The sequence below is a fragment of the Corynebacterium ulcerans genome (assembly GCF_000767685.1).
Lineage (GTDB): Bacteria > Actinomycetota > Actinomycetes > Mycobacteriales > Mycobacteriaceae > Corynebacterium > Corynebacterium ulcerans.
Window position 1 is genome coordinate 900,432 of sequence record NZ_CP009622.1, and the last position, 16,230, is coordinate 916,661.

The following is a 16,230-nucleotide window of genomic DNA, read 5'->3' on the forward strand; positions in this document are numbered from 1 at the left end:
TACAACGTTGTACCTCACCCCTTATTGTGCTTTGCGGCTAGTCGGCGAAGGCTTCGTCGAGAAGCTGGCTTTGCTCAACTGCATGGACTTTGTTCAATCCGGTTGCCGTTGATGCCTGAGCGCGACGGGAGACTCGCTTCATTGGGGGCATGCCTGGGATGAGCTCAGGAAGATGCTCGTGAAGGAATGGCCACGGCCCCTGGTTAGCGGGCTCGTCCTGGCAGAAGCGGATTTCTTCGGCATTCGGGTAGTAGTTGAATGCGTCGCGGAGACGGTTGAACGGAATCGGATGCAGCATTTCGATGCGGACGATTGCCACGTCTTCGCGCTTATCCTTTTCTGCGCGCTTGGCCAGGTCGTAGTAGAGCTTGCCGGAAACCAGCATGATCTTCTTGACCTTGGATGGGTCAAGGTTGCCGTCGGTAAACCGCGGGTCGTTGATCACTGACTGGAATTTCTTTACCTCGGTGAAGTCGGAGACATCAGAGGTAGCAGCCTTCATACGCAGCATGGACTTGGGGCTGAACACGATCAACGGACGCTTAAGTCCGCCAAGTGCGTGACGACGTAGCAGGTGGAAGTAGTTAGCCGGGGTAGTCGGCTGAGCTACGGTCATGGTTCCTTCGGCGCTGAGCTGCAGGTAGCGCTCGATTCGCGCAGAAGAGTGATCGGGGCCTTGGCCCTCGTAACCGTGTGGGAGTAGGAGGATCAATGAGGATGTTTGGCCCCACTTTGCCTCGCCTGAGGAGACGTACTCATCGATGATGGTCTGTGCGCCGTTAGCAAAATCGCCGAATTGCGCTTCCCAAGCAACTACTGCTTCGCCATTTCCTACGGAGTAGCCGTACTCAAAACCCATACCTGCGAATTCGGTGAGGGCGGAGTTATAGACGAGGAATTTACCGCCGTTGCCCTTACGCTCTGCGAGTTCATTGAGTCCGTTGAATTCTGTGCCGTTGCGAGGGTCAGAGACCACTGCGTGGCGCTGGGTGAAGGTGCCGCGTCGGGAGTCCTCACCCGTCAACCGCACAAATTTTCCGCCGGCAGCGAGAGAACCGAAAGCGATGAGCTCTGCCCAACCCCAATCGATTCCACCGTTGTGCGCCGAGTCCAGGCGCTTTTGGGCTACTGGTGCCACGCGTGGGTGGAACTCAAAGCCCTCTGGGGCAGTGGCGTAGGCCTGCGCGATCTCCACGAGGTCTTCGCGCGAGATGTTGGTTTCCAAACCGTGAGGAACCTGCTGAGAAGCGGTAATGCCCGCTTGTGCCTCAAAGGGCTTCTTCTCAGATTCTTTGACATCGTTGAAGATGGATTCCATCTGGTCGTGGAAGTCGCGCTGGACCTTTTCTGCGTCCTCGGCAGTGAGTTCGCCGCGGCCAAGAAGATTTTCCTTGTACTGCTCACGGACGGTCTTACGAGCGTCGATAAGCTTGTACATCTCAGGCTGCGTCATCGATGGATCGTCGGCTTCGTTGTGTCCGCGTCGGCGGTAGGAGATCATGTCGATGAAGACGTCTTTGCCAAACTCGCGACGGTATTCGGTAGCCAGCTTGCCCACCCAGACGACTGCCTCGGGGTCGTCGCCGTTAACGTGGAAGACGGGGCAGCCATAGGCTTTAGCCAAGTCCGTGGCGTAGTGGCTGGAACGTGCGGAATCTGGCGTGGTGGTGAAACCGATCTGGTTGTTCACAACGATGTGAACGGTGCCTCCGACGGTGTAACCGCGCAGTTGTGCGAGGTTCAAGGTCTCCTGGACAATGCCAAGGCCTGCAAAAGCTGCATCGCCGTGGAGCATCATTGGCATGACGGAATATCCGTCCTTGCCCTTGTCTAGGATGTCTTGCTTGGCGCGAGCGATTCCCTCCAAAACCGGATCGACGGCTTCAAGGTGTGAAGGGTTGGCTGCAAGCGAGACCTTGATCTCGTTGTCGCCAAACATCTGAATGTGGTTGCCCTCTGCACCAAGGTGGTATTTGACGTCACCTGAGCCACCGGCAGCTTTAGGCTCGATGTGTCCTTCAAATTCGGTGAAGACAGTTGCGAGTGGCTTTCCAACTACGTTGACGAGGACGTTGAGGCGGCCACGGTGTGGCATGCCAATAACGACTTCGTCCAGGCCCTGGCCCGCAGCGGTGTCGATAGAGGAGTCCATGAGCGGGATAAGAGCTTCTGCACCTTCGAGGGAGAAACGCTTTTGTCCGACGTACTTGGTTTGCAGGAAATCCTCAAAGGCCTGTGCGGCATTGAGCTGCTGCAAGATGTATTTCTGCTCCGGCTGGGTGAACTTAGGCATGCCGGCTTCGATGCGATCTTGGAGCCAGAGGCGCTCGTCGCGATCGAGGATATGGGTGTACTCGGACCCAACTTTGAGTGTGTATGCGGCGTGTAGCTTGCTGAGCACCTCACGCAGCGTCATGCTTTCCTTGCCGCCAAAACCGCCAACATTGAATGTGCGGTCGAGGTCCCACAACGTGAGTCCGTGGGTAGCAATATCGAGATCGCGGTGATCTGGTACTGGCATACCCGGCTGGTGCCAACGCAGTGGGTTCGTGTCTGCGATGAGGTGACCGCGGGAACGGTATGCCTCGATAAGCTGCATAACGCGGGTGTTCTTGTCCACGCCGGTGTTGGGGAGATCCTGAGCCCAGCGCATAGGGGAGTAGGGGATGCCTACGGACTCAAAAATGCTGTCCCAGAATGCATCGTCGATAAATAGCTGGCTTAGCGTACGGAGGAACTCACCGGACTCAGCGCCCTGGATGATGCGGTGATCGTACGTGGATGTAATAGTCACGAGCTTGCCCACACCAAGTTCGGCGAGGCGATCTTGGGAAGCTCCCGCAAACTCTGCTGGGTAGTCCATTGAGCCGACGCCGATGATCGCGCCCTGTCCTTGCGTGAGACGAGGCACAGAGTGGCGGGTACCAATTCCACCGGGGTTAGTCAGGGAGATCGTCACACCGGAGTAATCATCCATGGTGAGCTTGCCCACACGAGAGCGTGCGACGATGTCCTCATATTTGGCGACGAACTCAGAGAAGGAGAGCTTCTCTGCCTCCTTGATAGCTGCTACGACGAGTGCACGCGTGCCATTCTTTTGCTGCACATCGATGGCGAGCCCCATATTGATGTGTTCAGGCGTATGTAGCGTGGGCTTGCCATCAACAACTGAGTAGTAGTTGTTCATATCGGGATGAGCCATGGTCGCCTTGACCACCGCATAACCGATGATGTGTGTGAACGAGACCTTTCCGCCCTTGGTGCGCTTGAGGTGCTCATTAATGATTGCCCGGTTTTCAAACATGAGCTTGACAGGCATATCGCGAACCGAGGTTGCCGTGGGAACCTCGAGCGACTCATCCATGTTTTTGGCAATAGCCTTGTAGATGCCTTTTAGTGTTTGTTCGCCGGCTTGGGGCATCTCACCTGTGCGCTCCAAGGGGGAAGGTTGAGTTTTCTTCACTTTTTTCTCGGGCTTAGGATCTTTGGCAGCCGCCTGAGCTGGTTTATTCTCGCTCTTAGCTGCGACTTCGGCGGATTTCTTCGCCGAAGGGGTGGGCTGAGTGGACGTGTTCTCTGTGGGAGTGCCCGATTTCTTGGGTGCACCCTGCTCTTCAAAAAGTTCGCGCCATTCCTTATCTACGGACTGCGGATCCTTCTGGAACTGCTGGAACATCTCGTCTACCAGCCAATCATTCTGGCCGAAAGTACTAGCGCTGCTCACTGCAGGTGCTCGCCTCATTTCTTTGTGAGATTACTTACGTCTATTCACACTGTAATAGCTTTTATATAGGCTAACCGGTTTCTCCCCCCAACGACGAAATCCACAGGAAAGTTTTTCGTTCTTAGGAGGAAACTGCTGGAAAGTTCACCGCATAAAGGCCTCTAACTGCGCAATTCTCCTTCGCCATGCGCCCACATTCGGGAGTAAATACCCCCAAACGTGCGGAGTTCTTCGTGGGTTCCTTTCTCCACAATTGTGCCCTTGTCAACAAGTAATATCTGGTCGGCCTTTGCTGCCGTCGCAAGGCGGTGCGCGATGATGATGGAGGTTCGGTTGCGAGTAAGGCGTTCCGACGCTTTCAGGATCGTTGCCTCCGACGCCGGATCTAACGTTGCGGTTGCTTCGTCGAGGAGCAAGACGTCAGGCTCGATCATCTCTGCGCGTGCCAGTGCGATGAGCTGACGTTGTCCAGAAGACAAACCTCGCCCTCGTTCCCCTACGCGCGCGTGGAAACCTCCCGTGATGGCGGCAATTGCGGTGAGTGCTCCCACCCGTCGTGCCGCGTCGGTGATCTCTTGTTGTGATGCGTCGGGACGCCCGTATGCGATGTTATCGGCCACTGTTCCTGTAAAGAGATGCGCTTCTTGGGGAACAAAGCCCACTCGTTGCCGCCATTGGGCAAGCGGAAGTTCCCGCAGATCAGTCCCCGAGGAAGAGACGGATCCCCGGGTGGGATCATAAAAACGTTCCACTAATTTGATGGCTGTGGATTTACCCGCCCCGGTCGGCCCGACCACAGCGACTGTGCTTCCTGGCTCAAAGCGAGCATGAAAATTACGTATGACTTCAGTATCTGGCGAGTAGGAGAAAGAGACATCAGAGAACTCGATCGGCCCCGCCGCCGCGACGCGCTGATCCCCTCCTAGCGACACAGATGGTTGTGTCGCTAGGAGGGAGGAGATGCGATGAAAACCAACTTGGGCCTGCTGATAAGAATCAAAGACCTGTGATAAGTGCTGGATAGGCGTATAAAGCCTGTCCAGGTAGAGCAGGAAGGCAACAAGTACTCCAGCCTTGATCTGTCCACTCACAACAAGCTGCGTACCTACCGCAAGAACGGTTGCCTGTAAGAGTTCGCTGACTGCATTGATGCCAGGAAAATAAACGGCGACGGCAGTCTGCGCCTGGATACGGGTACGTCGATAAGCTGCTGCGCGACGGGCAAAACTTGCAATGGTGTATTCCTCCATGCCTGCCATCTGGGACGCTTTGAGGCCGTTCATGGCTTCTTGGAACATAGCGTTGACACTGCTGATTTCCTCGCGTGCCCTGGTGTAGAGCCGTGATGAGATGCGTCGGAAGAAGAACGTGGCGACGGCTACCACCGGCACTCCTACTAACGCGATAAGAAAGAGCGTGACGTTGGTGAATCCCAGTAACACGAGGATCCCTATCAGCGTGGTTAGCGAGACGACAGTCTGCGCCAAACTAGTCTGTAGGAAAGAATTGAGCGCGTCGATGTCGGTGGTCATCCTCGTCATGATGGTTCCCGACATCGTGGTCTCGTAGTAATCCATCCCCAGTTTTTGCAGGTGTGCGTAGGAGCGGACCCTGAGGTGGTACAGAAGCCGTTCTCCCGTACGTGCGGTAAGAATCGTGGTGGCTCTATCTGCACCCCACGCAATGACGACGACCGTGAGACCAATTGCGATGATTTCCCAGAGCACGCTCGCATTACCCTGGGTCACGCCATCGTCGATAGCTCGGCGCACCAGCGTTGGAATAGCAAGGCCTGCGGCAACCCCAACAACATAAAGCCCAATAACAAGGAGGATGAGCGTCCGCACCGATCCAAAAAGGTGATGTGCAGATACCTGGCTTAGTTCTTCCGTAGGAGGGGGACCGGGGCTTTCCGACGCCCGCGGCAACGCATCAACTCGAGCAAGCAGCTCCGGGGTCGCTGGCATAGCTGCCGCAGCAGATCGGCCCCCTCTGCCTCCTGGCTTAGCCCCTGCCAAGGAAGCAGCAGCGCGAATAGCCGAGGAGCTCATCGTCAAACGTGCATCTGTCTCTGCCGCGAGGACCGGCCACAATGAATCCCAGTGAGGCTCAGCACCGGAATCAAAGGGAACACTACCCTCCTCGCCGCTTTCGTCCGTAGGAGGGGAGAGATCCATCAAATGCGCAAACTGCGGATCCCCGCGCATTTCCTCCCCATCTCCTACGCGCGTAACCCGACCATCTTCCACGAGTGCGATGCGATCAGAAAAAGACAGAGTGGAATGGCGATGCGCCACCGTAATAATGGTGGTGTCGGATAGTTCTGTGCGGATGGACTGGAAGACCGCGCGTTCTGTAGAAGCGTCGATGGCCGACGTGGCGTCGTCGAGAATGAGCACGCGTGGGCGGGTGGCCAAGGCGCGGGCTATCGCAATGCGTTGTCGTTGCCCACCAGATAGCGTCAGGCCGCGTTCGCCGACAACCTGGTCAATGCCCTGGGGGAGCGCGGAAATGAAATCTTTCGCTTGAGCCCATTGGATTGCTTGAAAGATGTCCGCATCGCTTAACCCACGTCCCATGTCGATGTTCTCGCGGATGGTTGCAGAATAGAGGAAAGGTTCGTCAAAGACGCAGCCTATGGCGGCGCGGAGGTCTGAACGGGAAATGGAAGAATAATCCACCCCTCCTACTCGCAGAGATCCGACGGCGGGTCTGTAGAAACCTGTGAGTAGCTGGACAAGCATCGTTTTACCGGACCCCGGGGGACCGACTAAAGACACCGTTTCTCCAGCAGCTACAGATAAGGAAAAGTCTTTGAGAATCCCTTCAAAGCTGACGGATTCGCACTCTATCCCTAAGGGGCCCTCGGGGACGGCAACGGGATGATCTGGTTCTGCGATTTCCGGCTTTAAATTAATAACGTCCATCACTCTGTCAAAAGAGCTAAGTCCAAGCTGGACCTGGATCACCATCCCGGCAAGCATGGACACGACTGCGGTCATGGAAGTCAGATAAGCGCTGAACGCGAGAAAAGATCCGATAGTGATGTGGCCGCGCAACGCGAGGAAACCACCGAGACCAATGCCCAGCACTAGCGCAATGTTGGGCAATTGTTGGACGAGAGGTTTAAAGCGAGCAGTTAAGCGGGCAGAGCGCATTTGCTCGGAATAAACCCTCCTACTCAGCGCATCTAGAGTGGCGACTTCGCGGTCTTCTTGTGCAAAGGCTTTGACCACGCGAACGCCCGTGATGGTTTCTTCTATGTGCGTGGCCAAGTTGGCCACCGACTGTTGTGCCGACCATGTCGCGGCAAAAAGCGTGGAGCGGGAGCGAAGCGACAACCAAATCAGTGGAGGAATGGATACCACAGCGATAAGCATCAGCCACGGGTTAATACACGCCAGGATGATTAATGTAATGGCAATCTTGAGGAAGTGGCCCAGGAGGATCGGGAACATAGCCACCATGGCTTGCACCAGGTTGAGGTCCGAGATGGATCGAGAAACTACTTGCCCGGTGATGAGTTGGTCTTGGCGGGGGCCGTCGAGAAGCTGAAGCGAGCGCAGCACATCGATGCGGAGACCGTGCTGGACAGCGTTGGACAGAACACCCGCAAAATAACGGCGGCCGAATTGGAACACGTACCGAGATAACGCCACAGCAACCAAAATCCATACGACCGCAGACACAGAGTGTCCTGCGGAGCCCGTAGCTGCATCGACTGCAGAGCCGGCTAGGAGGGGGATGGTGGCGTCGAAAAGCGTAGTAAACACCGTCGAAAGGATCGCCGCGACCACAACGACGGGTTGACGCCACAACGTGGCTAGGAGAGTGCGGCCAACGTTGGGTGTCATAGGCGTGGGTCCTTTGTGCGTTAGTCCTTCAACGCCGCAGCTGCAATTTCTGTGGGTTCTGGAACTGAATCTTTGCTCGGAGCAGGGGAGCTAAAAGTCGCGGGGAGCGGCCCCAGAGACTCATTGGTGTTATTTACCACTTTGGAAGCAAGTTTGCGATTAGCCACGGTGCCAAGTACCGCTCCTACACCCATGGGCATGATCTTTCCGATCCATGCTGTCCTGAGCCGTTTGGATACCTGGTTAAGAGCCATGCGCAGAAGTTGATTGTTCACTTCTCCCAGGTTGCGAACCGATAAGCGCGAGATCGCAGCGACGGAGTTACCGGCATTGATGGAGGCGTCGGCAAGGGCAGAACCTGAAGAGCCCAGGATTGCTACGAGGATAAGAGCTTTTCGACGTTCAGGATCGCGGATATCGCCGCCGCGCAAGTATGCGGATGCCACAGTGTAAAAAGCAGCTGCGTCGAGGAAAACGAGCGATTCCGCACTCACTGCCACCGCTCCAGTGATAAAACCAATGCCCGGAACAGCGGCTGCGGTTCCCGCACCGGCTCCAGTGCCAGTCGCGAGCCTCATGAAGTGTTTATCCATGAGACGCTGAATCTCTTGGGGACTTGCCTCAGGGTTACGTGAGCGCAGCCAATCTACATAGCCAGTAATAGCCGAGGACTGTAAGTGCACCGCTTTGTCGAGGGTCTTAATGAGGACGCGTCCTGCGGGACCGGCTTCGCTGGCCAAGGCTTGGGGATCGGAGCCATAAGTATCAGTGATCGGCTGGTCGCTATCCTTACCTCTGAACAGCACCTTATCGGTGACAGAAGTAATGGCTTTGTTCACAATTCCCATTGATTCCAATCCTTACAATATATGGGCGAAATACGGATTAAGTATTCATTGTTTTTAACGACCAGCGCAGCGAGATGTTCCAAAAACTAGGTCACGATATAGCCACAATTGGGACAGAAACCGTTACCTGCACATGAGAGTGGCTACGTATGGCCTGAAAGTATGTCGCTTGCAAACACCATCAGGCAGGCGACTGCGCGTACCGCTCGGCTTCTGCGACATCCTCAAAACTCGGCTGGATTCCTGTGTACAGAGCGAACTGCTCGGCAGCCTGAAGCGCGACCACCTCGCCGCCGTTGATTACCCGCTTTCCTAGTCGCTGTGCAGCGAGCACTAGAGGGGTCTCAACCGGATAGGCAACGACATCAAAAATAAGGGAGGCGGCACTGATTTCCTCATCCGTGAAAGCTTGTACATCGTGGTCGTCGCCCGTCATCCCCAGCGGTGTCACATTAACTAGCATCTCGCTATCGTGCGGAACACTTTCGGCATAGCTCCATCCGTATTGCTGAGCGAGAGCCTCGCCAGTGACAGAGTTACGCGCGACTACGGTGCCCACCATGCCATGATCAGCAAGAGCAGCAACAACAGCATTAGCCATACCGCCAGAGCCTCGGACAGCTACCGACAAACTAGGAGAGACTTCGTGCGAACGCAGCAAGGACGCGGCCGCCACATAGTCGGTGTTATAGCCGGTAAGAACCCCGTTGTCGTTGACGATGGTATTAACTGCATTGATGCGCTCGGCGGATGGGTGGAGAGAATCAATAAGCGGAATGACATCTTGCTTATAAGGCATGGAAACACCAGCCCCACGAATATCAAGGCCCCGGATACCTGCCACGGCAGCAGTGATATCCAAAGGAGCTATCGCCTTGTACACAAAGTTCAGCCCCAACCGCTCATAGAGCCAGTTGTGGAATCGCACACCGTGGTGAGACGGACGCGCAGCGAGGGAAATACACAGTTTTGTATCGCGGTCGACGTGATTAACCATGTCCCCTACTGTAGAACATATGAGTGCAGCCAGCGCCCAGCGTCTCCGAGTCGATGTTTCCTCCGGAACGATTATGGGAACAACAACTATCGGTGTGGAAGAAGGGACGGGCGTGTTGACGTGGCGCGGTGTGCCTTACGGAAAAGCCGAAAGATTCCGTGCACCTCGACCAATGGACTCGTGGACAGGGGAACGCGAATGTGTGGCTTATGGCAACGTCGCTCCGCAACCAACGTATGGTCCCTCGGATAAAATTCGAGGCGACGAAGATTGCCTCAACCTCGATATTGTTCGTCCTGACTCTCCACAGGTGCTCCCCGTAGTTGTCTACCTGCACGGCGGATCGTTCATCGTAGGGTCCTCCCACGAACAACTTCTAAGAGGACACGTCCTCGTCCAATCCATGAACGTTGTCTATGTATCCATCAATTTTCGCTTAGGCGCTTTGGGATACCTTGATATGCGGTCGCTAGGAGACGACTGCGTTGCCAACCCCGCAATATTGGACCAACTCCTTGCTTTGAAATGGATCCGTCACAACATCGAACGTTTTGGTGGCGACCCCAACAACATCACGCTTATGGGAGAATCAGCGGGTGGGGCAGCGGCGCTGACCCTCATGTGTGTGCCGTCAGCGGCTGGACTCTTCCACCGAGTAATCGCACAATCCCCTCCTATCGCCGCCATACATTCACGCGCCCAGTCCGTCCTATGGGCAAACGAACTTGCTTCGCGACTAGGAGGGGAAAAGACCCTCGCTGGCCTGCGACAGCGACCAGTCGCAGACATCGTGCGCGCCGGGCAATCCATGATGTGGCGAACGAGGGAGCTTTTTTATCTCAATTCTTGTTACGCGCCCACTGTCGACGGAACTACGTTGTTTGCACACCCCCTGGACGTTTTTGCTTCAGGGCAACAACATAAAGTTCCTTTGATCGTCGGAACGAATGTGGACGAAACCTCTTTTGCTAAAGGCTTTTATCTACGGTCGACAGCACGCGCCCGAGCAGCTGATCGCTTCCTACGCGTTTTCGATCCTCAAGGTGCCGACGCAGTACTTGCTGCATATGATTACGGGGCACGCCGCAGTGACTTTGCTCGGTTGCTTGCCGACGGCATCTTCTGGGCGCCCAGCCTGCGGGTAGCAGAGACACATCAACAGGTGGCCGCTACGTGGATGTATCGTTTTGATTTCGCTCCGGCACTTTTACGCTGGTTGGGGTTGGGAGCCATGCACTCGAGTGAGCTCACATCTATTTTCGGGGATACTAGCGCCTCAAGGATGTCAGGTCTTACTGTGTTTACCCCACGTGCAGAAATAGAGGCTCTACGGGATCACATGCAAACGATGTGGGGAAATTTCATACATCAAGGTGACCCCGGAGCTACATGGCCGCAGTACCGTCTTGCCGGAGATCATTTACCAGGGCGCGCCACTATGGTTTTTGACCGAGAAAACCGACTGATCTATGACCCGGAACAGAACTATCGGCAAGCATGGTCCGGATACGATATGACCGAGTGGGGAACTGGCCGGCCTGATCTCTTGCACGCTCTGGGTTTGGACACAGGTCCTACGCGCTTGGGCCCGTTGGAAATAGAAGGAGGAACGCTGTGACGCCATCGGTGAGTAGGAAGGTGGAGGGGGCGATTGACCGAATCTGCGCCGAACACCCTAGACTCATTCCTTCCGTGAGTCCGACAGAACACCAGATCACGTTTTCTGAATTATGCTCGCCATCCACTGTGTGTGACGCATTAACTGCAGCTAAAGACATTTTTACGCTTACAACACCCAAGCACTGTGGGCAGCTATGGCTTTATACATTGATGGGGGACATAGTGGCCCCTTCAGTGATGATGATGGTGTCTACAGGCATGGCGGTGAACTTGGAACCAGATAGTGGCATTCTTTTTCGCCGTGATGACCCGGAGTTCGCACCGGGCTATTGGTATGGGTGGCGCCCTCAGACATGTACGGAAAGTTATCGCGCGGCGGGTGCAGCGCTAGGAAAGGCGGTAGCTCCGCTCGTCGACACGCTGTGTCAGCACGCCGAGCTACGTCCGGCGCCTTTGTGGGCGGTGATTGCTGACGGTCTGATACAGCCAGCTATGACTGTGGGAAACGATGAACTGGAAACACGTCGTGCGGTGGCCATAGCTACGGAATTAGTAGCAGGACTCAGCGAGGGGGCAGGAGTTATTGTCCCGGCTGTGCGAATAGAACAGATTGTGGATAGTCAGATCTGCTCGCTAGGAGAGGAAGAGCCAGAGTATCTGGTAGCCCACAGAAGTTCCTGTTGCATGATCTTTCATTCTCCCATCGCAGGAATGTGTACCTCGTGTCCACACCACAACAAAAACGAGAGAGAAGCTGCTCTGGTCGCTGCAGCGGAATTCTTTAGCTAGGCTTGGAGCAAGTTCAGAAAGGTGGACCAATACATGAGCTTTTTCGAGGATATTGCTGCGGCCCTAGACAAAGAGGGTTTGGAGTCTCGAGTACATGACGACGTCATGTTTGTACCAATTACCTCCGATCTGGAGATTCAGTTCGTTGAGATTGATCCGCTAATGCCAGCAGCCAACGTGTATATTGCTGCAGCGGATGTTGATGAGGACGATGAGAACTTTGAAGCGGCTCTTGTCTCTGTTGTCTTTTCCGTCAAGGACGCCGTAAAAACTGTGGCTGAGCATGTTGCTACCGATCAGATCGTTACTGTTTTGCGTGATCTGCTCGATGCAACAGATGAGCGTATTGAGGACCTTGATTTCTTCCAAAATCCTCAAAATCCCCATATGGTTCATGCGGAAGTCGCTGCAAATTCTGAGCTTCAGGTGGTTGTTGAAGTCGTTGACGGTGAGCCGACGGCCATGGTGACATTCGTTGCTTTTGGTGAAAGCTTTGATGAGCTCGTAGATCAAGCCATCGAAGAGCTGTGGAGTCCCAACGGCGAAGATGCTTTGTCTGAGGAAGACCATGAGCGCCTCTTTTTCGACGTTGCTGCTGAGTTAACTGAGGAAGCTAGCGAAATACTCGAGTTGGGCACGTTCACCGACTTTGACAAACTTTTCGACGTTCTTAGCCTTGCCGCAGATCAAGCCGATGACTGGGAAGAACAATTAGTGCCACTCGACGACGAAGACGCGGATAGTGTAGATGTGTATGACATTTTTACGGAAGAAGACGATGAAGAATTTGATCTCGACGATTCCGATGCTACCGACGACTAATCGGGATAACGTTTCCTTTTCGCGTGAATAATGGCAGGGGGGGATGGCTGTCTACGCTGCTTTCGACTCGCCTTGAAATATGGAGGCGGGAGAAATCATCGGTTGAAAGTCGCCGTCAACGAACCATAGGAAAGTGGGAGCTGTTTTTTCGGTGAGTTCATGCACACATGCAATGCACTCAGGTGGGATAATGGCTCGAATCCACCCCTCGGCAATCTCGGGCGAGACAGGGAAACCCTGCGGGTTGGTAATACGTACTTGAACCAGGTATGCAGGGGATTTTGGTGCGCCGTAGCCCTGCAGAAGGTTGCGGGCTCGTGGCCCTACGCGGTGACGTGTGACTGCTATATTAAGTTCTTTTTCTTCCAAGGGTCTGATGGACTTGTTCGCTCCGGCGCTAATGACCTTGATCGAAGGTGGCCTCCAGGAAGGCAATGATCGGGCTAGCGATCGTGGGTGCCGAATAGTGCTACAGATAGCGGCTAGCGTCTCGGGGTGGGAGCGCCTTATATGCACTGCTCGTTGCTCAGCGGAGTAACGAGGCATTGGAATGGGTGCGGGGATCATACGAAGGCGGGGGAGTTTCATGTGGGCAATATTATTAAGCTGAGGGAACATCATAGCTCACAAAATAGCACACTTGTTCTAATTTTAGATAGGGGGTGTTCACTTTTCCTTTCTTTGAGGGGGAACGTTATTTTCTTTGCCCTCTCCTGTACCCGGATACCCGAAACTGTGGCAACGGTAAGTGATCGAGCAACGACAGGGTCTTGTTGGGCGTGGAGGGTGTGGAGGCAACACAAGCAAAGATGCTTGATAAGTCCCGAATGCTTAAACAAATGAAAGGAAAGGCATACGCATCACACGGGGAAAACCTATTCGGGGGAAAAACTAAAAAAGTGATTGACGGGTGATTGCGCCGGCGGTAACTCTGGAGGTAGAACAGTCGCTTAGCGAAAGGGGGGATCCTCATGCCAAGAGGTGGTTCTGGTCGCTGCGAGGTCCTTACTATTGCACAGGGTCGTTATAAAGCAGAGATAAACACCTTTGGCGGTGGGATTAAATCTTTGTCTTTTGACAATAAGCCCCTTACTGAGACCTATTCCGACAGTGATAACCCTCCGCTGTCTTCCGGGGTTGTCTTGGCGCCGTGGCCAAACAGAACAGCTGACGGAGCTTTCGTTTATTCGGGACAACGGCATCAATTAGAGCTCACTGAGCCGGCCCGCAATAACGCTATACATGGGCTTGTTCACAATCGGTTATGGACTGTAGCGATGCATTCGCAGGACAGCGTAGTGCTAAAAATTTCGCTTGGAATGGATCAAGGCTGGCCTTGGCCCGTGGAGATAGAAGCAAAGTATCTGTTAAAAGACGATGGATTACATGCGCATTTTAGAGCGTTCGGTACTGGTCCATTTGGGTGGGGATGGCACACATATCTTTCTCCGTTAGGGGAGGAGGTAGATCGTGCTGTGCTCACCCTAGGGGTGGATCAAGAACTTCCACTTGGAGAACGCAATCTCCCCGTCGGAGAACTTACATCGTTATCACTTCCCTTAGACACCGGACTACCTATTGCCGGACACCTTCTGGATAACTGCTATTACGCATCCAGCGGTCCGGTTCGTACAACTGTTGTCGTTGATGGCCGTGGCGTAGCTATGGAATGCAGCGATAATGTGCGCTGGTTTCAAGTCTTTACTCCCGATTCTGCCTGGGGTATGCCATACCCCGGACGAGATAGGGCAATAGCCATCGAGCCAATGACTGTTCCGCCCAATGCTTTAAATACAGGTATTAACTCCATCGACGTGCATGAGCCTTTTGAGTGCTCGGTGCGAATCTCGGCTTTATAAAAATCTTCCCTCATTTACTACGAACAAAGGATGCCCATTATGGAATCCGCATTGAGACTAGACGCAAGTTGGGTCGACTACTCCCTCGTAGCGATGTACTTCGTCTTCGTCCTAGGTATTGGTTGGGCCGCAAAGGCCCGAGTTTCCTCGTCCATTGACTTCTTCCTTTCTGGCCGGGGGCTCCCGGCATGGGTGACAGGTCTAGCCTTTGTCTCTGCCAACCTGGGAGCGGTTGAGATTATTGGCATGTCTGCTAATGGTGTCCAGTACGGGTTCCAGACCATGCATTACTTCTGGATCGGTGCTGTTCCTGCGATGGTGTTCCTAGGCATTGTGATGATGCCGTTCTACTACGGATCAAAAGTTCGTTCTGTCCCTGAGTTCATGAGGCGTCGTTTTGGTGATGCTGCGCACCTTGTCAATGCGTTGTCGTTTGCCCTTGCGCAGCTACTGATCGCTGGCGTAAACCTCTTCTTACTGGCAAAAGTGGTCAATGCATTACTTGGCTGGCCGCTATGGGTGGCGCTTGTGCTTGCGGCTGTGATCGTGCTGTCCTACATCACTCTGGGAGGCCTATCTGCGGCAATTTATAACGAGGTTCTTCAGTTCTTTGTGATCTTGGCTATGCTTCTTCCGATCACGATCATTGGAATGAATCGGGTTGGTGGCTGGCAAGTCCTTAAGGGGCTAATTACTGCGGAAACGCACTTTCATACATGGCCTGGCGTAGAAATCTCGGGATTCCAGAATCCGATTATTTCAGTTTTAGGTATTACGTTTGGTCTGGGTTTCGTTCTTTCCTTTGGCTATTGGACAACGAACTTCGTAGAAGTGCAACGCGCGATGGCATCAGAATCTCTTTCGGCGTCTCGCAAGACTCCGATTATCGGAGCTTTCCCCAAGATGTTTATCCCATTCCTGGTGGTCTTGCCTGGAATGGTTGCTTCCGTGACAGTTGCAGAACTAATGGGAGACGCTCCCGCGGGTAAGCCTAACGACGCCATCTTGTACCTGATGCGCGATCTCTTGCCCAACGGTCTTCTTGGCGTTGCAATCGCCGGTTTGCTGGCCTCATTTATGGCAGGCATGGCAGCAAATATTTCTGCATTTAATACTGTCATCTCGTATGACATCTGGCAGACCTATGTGATTAAAGACAGAGAAGACGACTACTACCTCAAATTCGGGCGGCTTGCCACGGTGGCAGCAACATTGATTGCCGTGTTTACTGCGCTTCTTGCACAGAACTTTGGCAACATCATGGACTACCTACAAACCCTCTTCGGCTTCTTTAACGCCCCATTGTTTGCCACTTTCATATTGGGAATGTTCTGGAAGCGCATGACCCCCCATGCTGGTTGGTCGGGATTAGTGGCAGGAACGGCATCTGCAATCATCTATTGGTATCTGGCTACATTTACCGATTCTGCCGCCACGCTTTTCAACCTCCCGGGTCAAGGAACCGCCTTTGTAGCAGCAGGCATCGCCTTTGTGATGGACATACTCGTATCCGTTATCGTCACATTCTTTACTCAGCCTAAACCGGACGCTGAGCTCGTGGGATTTGTAAAGTCGGTTACTCCAAAGGACCACTTCCAGGACGATTCGGAAGAAAATCAACCATGGTATCGCCGTACCGTTCCTTTGGGAATAGTCTGTTTAGTCCTTGTTGTTGCCCTCAACGTCGTCTTCGCGTAGTGCTGCGAACAAAATAGCT

Annotated in this window: 10 protein-coding genes; 5 read left to right on the forward strand and 5 right to left on the reverse strand. The window is 54.0% G+C overall.

Going from position 1 to position 16,230, the window contains the following annotated elements; translation table 11 throughout:
- Positions 1-37 precede the first annotated feature (37 nt).
- The 4 genes from CULFRC11_RS04205 to CULFRC11_RS04220 form a co-directional block, all read right to left on the reverse strand.
- Positions 38-3,724 (reverse strand): multifunctional oxoglutarate decarboxylase/oxoglutarate dehydrogenase thiamine pyrophosphate-binding subunit/dihydrolipoyllysine-residue succinyltransferase subunit, encoded by a 3,687-nt coding sequence (locus CULFRC11_RS04205; protein WP_013911228.1) that lies wholly within the window; start codon positions 3,722-3,724, stop codon positions 38-40.
- A 161-nt stretch (positions 3,725-3,885) separates the two neighbouring features.
- Positions 3,886-7,578 carry an ABC transporter ATP-binding protein gene (locus tag CULFRC11_RS04210; RefSeq protein WP_023635481.1) on the reverse strand — a complete coding sequence of 1,231 codons (3,693 nt, stop codon included), beginning with the start codon at positions 7,576-7,578 and terminating at the stop codon, positions 3,886-3,888.
- Between the two features lie 20 nt (positions 7,579-7,598).
- Positions 7,599-8,426 (reverse strand): membrane protein, encoded by an 828-nt coding sequence (locus tag CULFRC11_RS04215; RefSeq protein ID WP_013911230.1) that lies wholly within the window; start codon positions 8,424-8,426, stop codon positions 7,599-7,601.
- Between the two features lie 181 nt (positions 8,427-8,607).
- A complete protein-coding gene (locus CULFRC11_RS04220; RefSeq protein ID WP_023635482.1) occupies positions 8,608-9,423 on the reverse strand; it encodes a shikimate 5-dehydrogenase in 816 nt (271 codons plus the stop codon).
- Here CULFRC11_RS04220 and CULFRC11_RS04225 point away from each other — a divergent pair.
- From CULFRC11_RS04225 to CULFRC11_RS04235, 3 genes are read left to right on the forward strand one after another with little or no spacing between them, the layout of a single operon-like run.
- The gene (locus tag CULFRC11_RS04225; protein ID WP_023635483.1) at positions 9,422-11,041 is read left to right on the forward strand and encodes a carboxylesterase/lipase family protein; all 1,620 of its coding nucleotides are present in this window, start codon (positions 9,422-9,424) and stop codon (positions 11,039-11,041) included. The genes CULFRC11_RS04220 and CULFRC11_RS04225 overlap by 2 nt on opposite strands.
- A complete protein-coding gene (locus tag CULFRC11_RS04230; protein WP_023635484.1) occupies positions 11,038-11,832 on the forward strand; it encodes a (2Fe-2S)-binding protein in 795 nt (264 codons plus the stop codon). The genes CULFRC11_RS04225 and CULFRC11_RS04230 overlap by 4 nt, the downstream gene beginning before the upstream one ends.
- 33 nt (positions 11,833-11,865) lie before the next feature.
- Complete coding sequence (locus CULFRC11_RS04235) at positions 11,866-12,654, forward strand: hypothetical protein (protein ID WP_023635485.1); 789 nt, start codon at positions 11,866-11,868, stop codon at positions 12,652-12,654.
- A gap of 51 nt (positions 12,655-12,705) precedes the next feature.
- Here the strand turns inward: CULFRC11_RS04235 and CULFRC11_RS04240 are convergent, their stop codons facing one another.
- Entirely contained in the window at positions 12,706-13,275 is a 570-nt protein-coding gene (locus CULFRC11_RS04240; RefSeq protein WP_023635486.1) for a hypothetical protein, read from the reverse strand.
- Positions 13,276-13,625: 350 nt separating this feature from the next.
- Between CULFRC11_RS04240 and CULFRC11_RS04245 the strand changes: the two genes are divergently transcribed.
- Positions 13,626-14,513 carry an aldose epimerase family protein gene (locus CULFRC11_RS04245; protein ID WP_023635488.1) on the forward strand — a complete coding sequence of 296 codons (888 nt, stop codon included), beginning with the start codon at positions 13,626-13,628 and terminating at the stop codon, positions 14,511-14,513.
- A gap of 39 nt (positions 14,514-14,552) precedes the next feature.
- Positions 14,553-16,211 (forward strand): sodium:solute symporter family protein, encoded by a 1,659-nt coding sequence (locus CULFRC11_RS04250; protein WP_023635489.1) that lies wholly within the window; start codon positions 14,553-14,555, stop codon positions 16,209-16,211.
- Positions 16,212-16,230: the final 19 nt, after the last annotated feature.